The sequence below is a fragment of the Synechococcus sp. R55.8 genome, assembly GCF_047461895.1.
Lineage (GTDB): Bacteria > Cyanobacteriota > Cyanobacteriia > Thermostichales > Thermostichaceae > Thermostichus.
In genome coordinates this window covers 1-7,298 of record NZ_JANSIB010000082.1, presented here as the reverse complement: position 1 = coordinate 7,298, position 7,298 = coordinate 1, and the positions used below count along the sequence as shown (strand labels likewise).

6 protein-coding genes and 1 pseudogene are annotated in these 7,298 nt (G+C 60.1%); 5 read left to right on the top strand and 2 right to left on the bottom strand.

All coding sequences use genetic code 11. The annotated features are described in order from the left end of the window. Positions 1–629 (top strand): annotated as a pseudogene (locus tag NW829_RS09070) (DNA polymerase III subunit delta'); the annotation flags it as partial. Here NW829_RS09070 and NW829_RS09065 read toward each other — a convergent pair. Further along, complete coding sequence (locus NW829_RS09065) at positions 613–1,929, bottom strand: ATP phosphoribosyltransferase regulatory subunit (protein WP_414344827.1); 1,317 nt, start codon at positions 1,927–1,929, stop codon at positions 613–615. The pseudogene NW829_RS09070 and the gene NW829_RS09065 overlap by 17 nt on opposite strands. Positions 1,930–1,978: 49 nt before the next feature. Continuing rightward, positions 1,979–3,049, bottom strand: a complete 1,071-nt coding sequence (locus tag NW829_RS09060; RefSeq protein ID WP_414416919.1) for an isochorismatase — start codon at positions 3,047–3,049, stop codon at positions 1,979–1,981. Between the two features lie 329 nt (positions 3,050–3,378). Here NW829_RS09060 and NW829_RS09055 point away from each other — a divergent pair, with 329 nt between their 5' ends. The 4 genes from NW829_RS09055 to NW829_RS09040 all read left to right on the top strand — a co-directional run. After that, on the top strand, positions 3,379–4,761 hold the full coding sequence (locus NW829_RS09055) for a nicotinate phosphoribosyltransferase (protein ID WP_414413854.1): 1,383 nt from the start codon (positions 3,379–3,381) through the stop codon (positions 4,759–4,761). 132 nt (positions 4,762–4,893) lie between these two features. After that, positions 4,894–6,030, top strand: a complete 1,137-nt coding sequence (gene gmd, locus NW829_RS09050; RefSeq protein WP_414344822.1) for a GDP-mannose 4,6-dehydratase — start codon at positions 4,894–4,896, stop codon at positions 6,028–6,030. 176 nt (positions 6,031–6,206) lie between these two features. Then, a complete protein-coding gene (rpsD, locus tag NW829_RS09045) occupies positions 6,207–6,818 on the top strand; it encodes a 30S ribosomal protein S4 (protein ID WP_011432724.1) in 612 nt (203 codons plus the stop codon). Positions 6,819–7,162: 344 nt separating this feature from the next. Next, positions 7,163–7,298: helix-turn-helix domain-containing protein (locus NW829_RS09040; protein ID WP_414416921.1), on the top strand; the 136-nt coding region annotated here is incomplete at its 3' end.

Sequence of the window (7,298 nt, the reverse complement as noted above, 5' to 3'; positions counted from 1 at the left end):
CGCTAAAGGACTCCGTCCCGCTTACGCGATCGGGAGCGGTGGTGGTGCTGGAGGGAGCCGAAACCTTGGCGGAAAGCGCTGCCAATGCTTTGTTGAAAACCCTGGAGGAGCCAGGCCCAGCCCATATTATACTCATCGCCCCCCAGGCGGCCTCGCTGTTGCCGACGCTGTTGTCCCGCTGCCAGATGGTGCCTTTTCGCCGCCTCAGCCCAGAAGAGGTCGACCGGGTGCTGAGTGGGTTGGGTTGCCCAGATCTGGCAGGGATCCCTCGATCCGAGCTGATTGCCTTGGCCCAGGGCAGCCCCGGCTTGGCCTTGCTGGCCCACCAGCACCTGCAGCAGATCCCGCCGTCGCTCCTTGAGGAACTCAAACGTTGGCCCTGGCACTCTTCTCTCCAGCAGGCATTGGAATTGGGCAGAGCGGTGGCCAGTTTGGAGCTGCCGGCACAACTGTGGCTGATCGATTATTTGCAGCAGCATTTTTGGGCGCAGGGATCCCGTCAGCCGTTTGCGCCAGGGGTGCAGAGCGCCATCCGGCAGTTGGAACGCATTCGCCAACACCTGTTGCAACTGGTGCAGCCCCGTCTCTGTTGGGAGGTCAACCTTGCCAGCATTAGCCCGGGTGGGTGATGTGGTAGCTGCCGTCGGCTTGTACCCAGGCGATCTCCGGGATCCGACATTGGCGGGCATAGGCTTCGATCTCTTCAGGGGCCCGATCCAGCAATTCCAGCTCCACCGCCTCCGTTCGCGTCAGCGGTGCGGTGCACTCTTCTCGCCAGCGGGCGGCCAAGGCCAGCGCCGCCGGGATCCCTGCCGGCACCAGGGGCACCACCAACCGTTTGCAGCCCATCTCCTCGGTTTGGGGATCGGGGGGCAAGAGCCGCAGCAGCGTATCCGGCAGAAGGGTAAAGCCGATCCCCGGCTGTTCGACCTGCTGAGGGCTGTAGAGAGCATGCAGCCGGTCGTAGCGCCCCCCCAGAGCAATGACCTCCCCGCTCGCCACTGCCTGAAAAACGATACCGGTGTAGTAGGCCAGGGTTTGCAACAAGCTCAGATCCAGCACCACCCGCACCCCGTGTTCCTCCAGCACCTGGCAGAGCTGCCGCAGATCCCGCAGCCGCTCAGGCGGCACAGGCAACTGAGCCAGGTCAGAAAGAACTGAGCCGGGCTGTCCCCGCAGCCCCAGAATCTGCAAGCCAATTTGGCGGGCGGCTTCCGGCAGAGGGGCCGATTCCAGGTAAACGTAGTCGAGCTGGGCAATGGCACGGCGCACTGCCGCTTGAGCCGTGGGGGCAACGGCGCTGAGCAAACTCTCGGTGAGGCTGACATCTCCCAGCAGCAGCGTCCAGGCGGCCTCCGTCCCGTTTACACAAGAAGAGATGCCGATCGAGCGAATGCAATCGGCCAGCAGCAGCAGAATCTCGGCATCTGCCAGCCATCCCCCTGCCCCGATCAGCTCCACTCCGGACTGAAAAAACTCCTGGCTACTGTAGGATCCCTCCTCCCGCCGGCTGTTGCGAAAAACGCTGCCGTGGTAGTAGAGCCGCAACGGCAAAGGCCCACCGGCTAGACGGGTGGCTGCCGCCCGCACAATGGAAGCAGTGAACTCGGGGCGCAGCCCCAGCATCGTCCCTTCGCCATCCCGCAGTTGCAGCACCGACTCAGCGCGGATGGATCCCCCCGCCAGCAGCGTTTCCAGCCGCTCTAGGGTGGGAGTGATGATGCGCTGGTAGCCATGGCGCCGGAAAACCCGGGTCAGCTGAGCCTCCAGCTTCTCCCGCCGTTGTACTTCCCGCGGCAGGAGATCCCGGGCACCGCTGGGGGGGCGCAGACTGCTGGAGACGGTGGAACTGGCCTCAGGGCGGGGATCCCAAAAGTGCTCCGCACCGCTACCGCGAGAGTGCTCCGCACCGCTACCGCGACCGTACACAGGGCTGCTCCAGCAGAGGATCCTGCTGCATCATACCGGATGTTGGAGGTCAGCTGGGATCCCGGGGAAACTCAGGCCACTCCCAGATGGGATCCGTGGAGCGCACTCGGTGCATTCCTGCTTCCGCAAAGCGGGCGAAGGCGGCCTCCGCCTGTTCGCTGAAATCCACAACGCCGGGAATCACCACCGGCGAGGTGCAGTCCTCCAGAAGGTAGACTTTCTTGGCCAAGCTGGGATCCGTGGCCTGGATCTCTTGCAGCAGGTCGCTCACCGTCCAGGCCACGCAGTGGCTTTTGGCTTGGCCAGCCACGATCAGGGCGTCAAACTGCAGCAGGTGGTGGATGAGGAGCTCATTTTTCTCGTCGATGGGATCCCCTTCCGGCCCAGTCAAAACCTCCGGGCTAAGCACGGAATAATTTTCCGTCAAGGGATTGGCTCCCTTGAGCTGCAGGCTGGGCTGGCTGCAGCGGGCCATGCCGTGAAAGAAAATCGCCTCCTCCACCGCCGGCACCAGGGCATGGCCAATCCCCCCCAGCATGGAGTGGTAGGGCCAGACGATGAGGGGATATTTTCCCCCCTGCTCCAACTGCTCGGCGTAGTGCAGAGCGTAGACCTGCAACCGCGTCAGATCCCCCTGGGTGAGGTTGGCAGCCATGGCGGGGTTAACCCGCCAGCGTCCGCAGCGGATATCGGCTGCCGAAATGGCCGTGGCCGGCTCAGGATGGGCTCCCTGCGCGTCCACCCAAAAGACGGGGTGGAAGATCTGCATGGCCGTGTGGGTGTCGAGAGTGGCAATGATCTGGGTGAGGCAAGCCAAATTGCGGTAGATGAACTGACAAAGCCGTCGATTGTCTTCCACCGCTCCCAATCCGCCGGAACCGGCCACAAACAACTCAAAGCCGGGAATGCAAAAGGTGTTCTGCACATCAATGAGCAACAAGCCCACCCGCACCCGATCCGCCTCTGCCGGCGGGATCCCTTGCTCCTTGGCCCAGAGCTCGGCTTCTGCTGCCCGCTGTTGGTAGGGCACGCGCCAAATCTCTCCCACCCGCTCCGGATCAAAGTGGGGGGGAAGGCCCGCTGGAGCCTTAACAGTTAGCTCCTGTAGAGTGGTATTCATGGCGTTCTTCCGGTGGGGGCTGGATTGACCAGGCTTGCACAAGCTTGATCTAAGGTTAATCTAAGGTTAAAGGAAGTCGGGCTGGTACTTATGGTTGGTTTCACTATAAGTTGGGGAAGAGGTTTTGTCCAGATGGCCGCCTGTGTTCTCGGCTAAGTTTGGATTTGGCGTCTTGTTGAGACCGATTTTTCGAGCTTTTCGGGGGTTGCGGTGCTTCTGGTGGATCCCGGACAGGCAGGCTTACTTATGGTAAGTTTCACTATAACCTTGGCGACAGCTCTCTGCTCGATCCCATCGCTCCCCATCGGCTTCTGCCTTGAGGTTTTTTCATGTTGAGCCCTGATTTCTCGTCGTTGCGGCCCCAAGACTATGGCCTGCTAACCGACCTGTACCAGTTCACCATGGCCGCCTGCTACGTGGGGGAAGGGCTAGAGTCTCAGCCCGCTGCCTTTGAGCTGTTTGTGCGGCGGCTGCCCACCGACTATGGCTACCTAATCGCCATGGGGCTCACCCAGGCAGTGGACTATCTGCAGCAACTGAGCTTCGCCCCCGAGGCTTTGCGAGCGCTGCGGGAAACGGGCATTTTCGCCGATGCGCCGGAGCGCTTTTGGGAGCTGCTGGCCCGCTGCCGGTTTGAGGGGGATGTGTGGGCGGTGCCGGAAGGAACCGCCATTTTCGCCAACCAGCCCCTGTTGCGGGTGGAAGCCCCCCTCTGGCAAGCCCAACTGGTGGAGACCTATCTGCTGTCCACCTTTAACTACCAGACCCTGATCGCCACCAAGGCGGCCCGTATGCGAGATGCAGCAGGGGATGAGGCCATTTTGTTGGAGTTCGGCACCCGGCGAGCTTTTGGTCCCCAGGCGGGGCTGTGGGCAGCCCGGGCGGCTCTGGCGGCAGGGTTCAATGCCACCTCCAACGTCTTGGCAGCCCTGAAATTGGGGCGCAAGCCGGCAGGAACCATGGCCCATTCCCTAGTGATGGCCATTGCTGCTCTCTCGGGAGACGAAACCCGCGCCTTTCAATCCTTTCGGCGCTACTTTCCCCAAGCTGCGCTTCTAATCGATACCTACGATCCCATCCAAGGGGCGCGCACAGCAGCCCAGCTCTTTGCGGCCAGAAGCCCAGATCAACTGGGATCCCAGGGGGAAATCGGCGGGGTGCGCATCGACTCGGGAGATTTGGAAGATCTCTCTCGCCGGGTGAAACAAATTTTGCCTCAAGGCGCCCCGGTGTTCGTCAGTGGGGATTTGGACGAATACGAGATCGAGCGCCTGCATCGCTCCCAAGCCCCCATCAGCGGTTATGGGGTGGGCACCCGCCTGGTGACCGGAGAAGGCGTGAACGGGGTGTACAAATTGGTGGAAATCAACGGGATCCCGGTGGCCAAAGCTTCCTTTGCCAAAGCCACCCTTCCCGGTCGCAAGCAGATCTTTCGCGGCCCTGAAGGAGACTTGTTGGGCCATGCTGACGAGCCCCCGCCTCCTGGCTACGAACCGCTCTTGCGCAAAGTTATGGAAAAAGGGCTGCTGCTGGATCCCTTGCCGGATCTGGAAGCCATTGCCCGCACCAGCCGCGCCTCTGTGCTGTGCCTGCCCCAGGGAGTGCGACAACTGCGCCAGCCGGATCCCTGGCCCATGGCCCTGACTGCCGCTTTGCAGCGGTTGAAAGACCACACCCTCGGTCAGGACTGTGCCTCGGCGGGCCCTGCCTGAGGAGAAGGAGTCCCGCTGCACTATAATGTTCTAGCTTCAAGGTCTCCGCTTTGAGGTTTGAGTTTTGCCATTGGACTTGAGCCTCAGGCCATTTTGATTTTTGGTGTTTTCCTAGTCTTTGCCCCCAGCTCTATGACCCAACGTGCCCTAATTACCGGCATCACCGGACAGGATGGCTCCTATCTGGCCGAGCTGTTGTTGAAGAAAAACTACGAAGTTCACGGCATCATCCGCCGCGCCAGCACCTTCAACACCGACCGCATCGACCACATCTACGTGGATGCCCACAACCCCCAGGCCAGGCTGTTTCTCCACTACGGGGATCTCACGGATGGCACCACCCTGCGCAGGATTTTGGAACAGGTGCAGCCGACGGAAGTGTACAACCTGGGGGCCCAATCCCACGTGCGGGTGAGCTTTGATGCGCCGGAATACACCGTCGATGCAGTGGCCATGGGCACGCTGCGTCTTCTAGAGGCCATCCGCGACTACCAGCAGCGCACCGGGATCCGGGTGAAGTTTTACCAGGCAGGCTCCTCGGAGATGTTCGGCCTAGTGCAAGAGATCCCGCAAAAGGAAACCACCCCCTTCTACCCGCGCAGCCCCTATGCCTGTGCCAAGGTGTACGGCTACTGGCAGACGGTCAACTACCGCGAAGCCTACAACCTCTTCGCCTGCAACGGTATCTTGTTCAACCACGAAAGCCCACGGCGAGGGGAAACCTTTGTAACCCGCAAGATCACCCGCGCCGTCAGCCGCATTGTGGCCGGCAAACAGGACAAGCTCTACCTGGGCAACCTGGATGCCAAGCGGGACTGGGGCTACGCCAAAGACTACGTCGAGGGGATGTGGATGATGCTCCAACAACCCCAGCCGGATGACTATGTGCTGGCTACCGGGGAAACCCACACTGTGCGCGAGTTTGTGGAACGGGCCTTCGCGCTGGTGGGCCTGCCGATTACCTGGAAAGGCTCCGGCCAAGCCGAACAGGGGTTGTACAAAGACCAAGTGTTGATCGAGATCGATCCCCGCTACTACCGCCCAACCGAGGTGGATCTGCTGTTGGGGGATGCTTCAAAAGCCAAGCGAGTCCTAGGATGGGAGCCCAAGGTGAGCTTCCCGCAGTTGGTGGAGCTGATGGTGCTGGCCGACTTGGAAGCCATCGGCCTGGATCCGGATCCCATCTTGGGGGAACGGCGCACCCTCAACGGCTTGCTTAGCGAAGATCGCGCTTTCATCCGCACCCAGCTGGGGGTTCACTACGACTGACAGGGTGAATACAACGGTGGAGACGGGATCCCAAAAGACAGCCTTGACCCCTTGTCCAAAGCAGGAACTAAACGCTTAATATAGTAGATCGCCGATTCTTTTGGTGCCTCGTCCTCTTGCTCCCCAGCTGACCATCTCTTGCTGACTTTGTTTGCTGATTTCGGAGAAATGCCCGCATGTCCCGCTACACAGGCCCCCGCCTAAAAATTATTCGTCGCTTCGGGGGACTTGATCTGCCCGGCTTGACGCGCAAGCGCCCCAAAAATACCAACCCGCCCGGTATGCATGGCGCCGAGCGCAAGAAAAAATCCGAATATGCCATTCGCTTAGAAGAAAAGCAGAAGGTGCGCTTCAACTACGGGCTGAGCGAGCGGCAGATGATCCGCTACATGCGCAAGGCACGGCGCTCCAAGGGATCCACCGGTTTGGCCTTGCTGCAAATGCTGGAAATGCGGTTGGATTGCATCGTGTTTCGTCTGGGCATGGCTCCAACCATTCCGGCAGCTCGGCAGCTCGTGAGCCACGGCCACATAGAGGTTAACGGCCAAAAGGTAACCATTCCCAGCTATGGCTGCAAAGTGGGGGATGTGATTACAGTAAAAAATAAGGAATCTTCCCGCAAGCTGGTGGCCGCCTACGCGGAGTATCCGGGGTTGTTTTTGCCGGACTACCTGGAGTTTGACAAAGAAAAGCTGCGCGGACGCATCAAGGAATTGCCCCCCCGCGAGCAAATTTGCGCCCCGGTCAACGAGCTTTTGGTGGTTGAGTTCTATTCCCGCAAGCTCTAGGGATCCCCTTTTGTGGCCATTGCAAATTGCAGGGGAATTTTGGGCAGTTTGACGTTCTCCTCACCCTTGAGGCCGGGGGATTTTTCACGGTTTGTTTTTTGTAGCGTTTCCCCTGCTCATCGCTCCTGTTGGCGATGCGTAGCGTTAGCTAGACCGCCGGGAAGCCCTGCCCTCTGTTAGTGACTAGTGGCTAGTCACTATCCACTCACCACTATCCAGGGTGAAGGTCGGGATGAGAGGCGGGGACACTTTGGTTTTCAATGGACTGGCCTAAAACCGAGACGGTAACCCCACCGCATGAAGCAATAGGGTAGGATTCATTCCAGTAGATTACCCTTGCCTCCATGAGAACTGCTTACCAGTACCGTTTGCGACCTACGCCCAGCCAGATTGCTTTGATGAGCGAGTGGCTAGACTTGTTACGGAAGCAGTACAACTACCGCTTGGCAGAGCGCTTTGCGTGGTGGGAACACAATCGCT

Excerpts from the sequence above, each read along its gene's own strand:
- gmd (WP_414344822.1), top strand. The coding sequence starts at position 4,894 with ATGACCCAACGTGCCCTAATTACCGGCATCACCGGACAGGATGGCTCC.
- NW829_RS09055 (WP_414413854.1), top strand. The coding sequence starts at position 3,379 with ATGTTGAGCCCTGATTTCTCGTCGTTGCGGCCCCAAGACTATGGCCTG.
- rpsD (WP_011432724.1), top strand. The coding sequence starts at position 6,207 with ATGTCCCGCTACACAGGCCCCCGCCTAAAAATTATTCGTCGCTTCGGG.
- NW829_RS09060 (WP_414416919.1), bottom strand. The coding sequence starts at position 3,049 with ATGAATACCACTCTACAGGAGCTAACTGTTAAGGCTCCAGCGGGCCTT.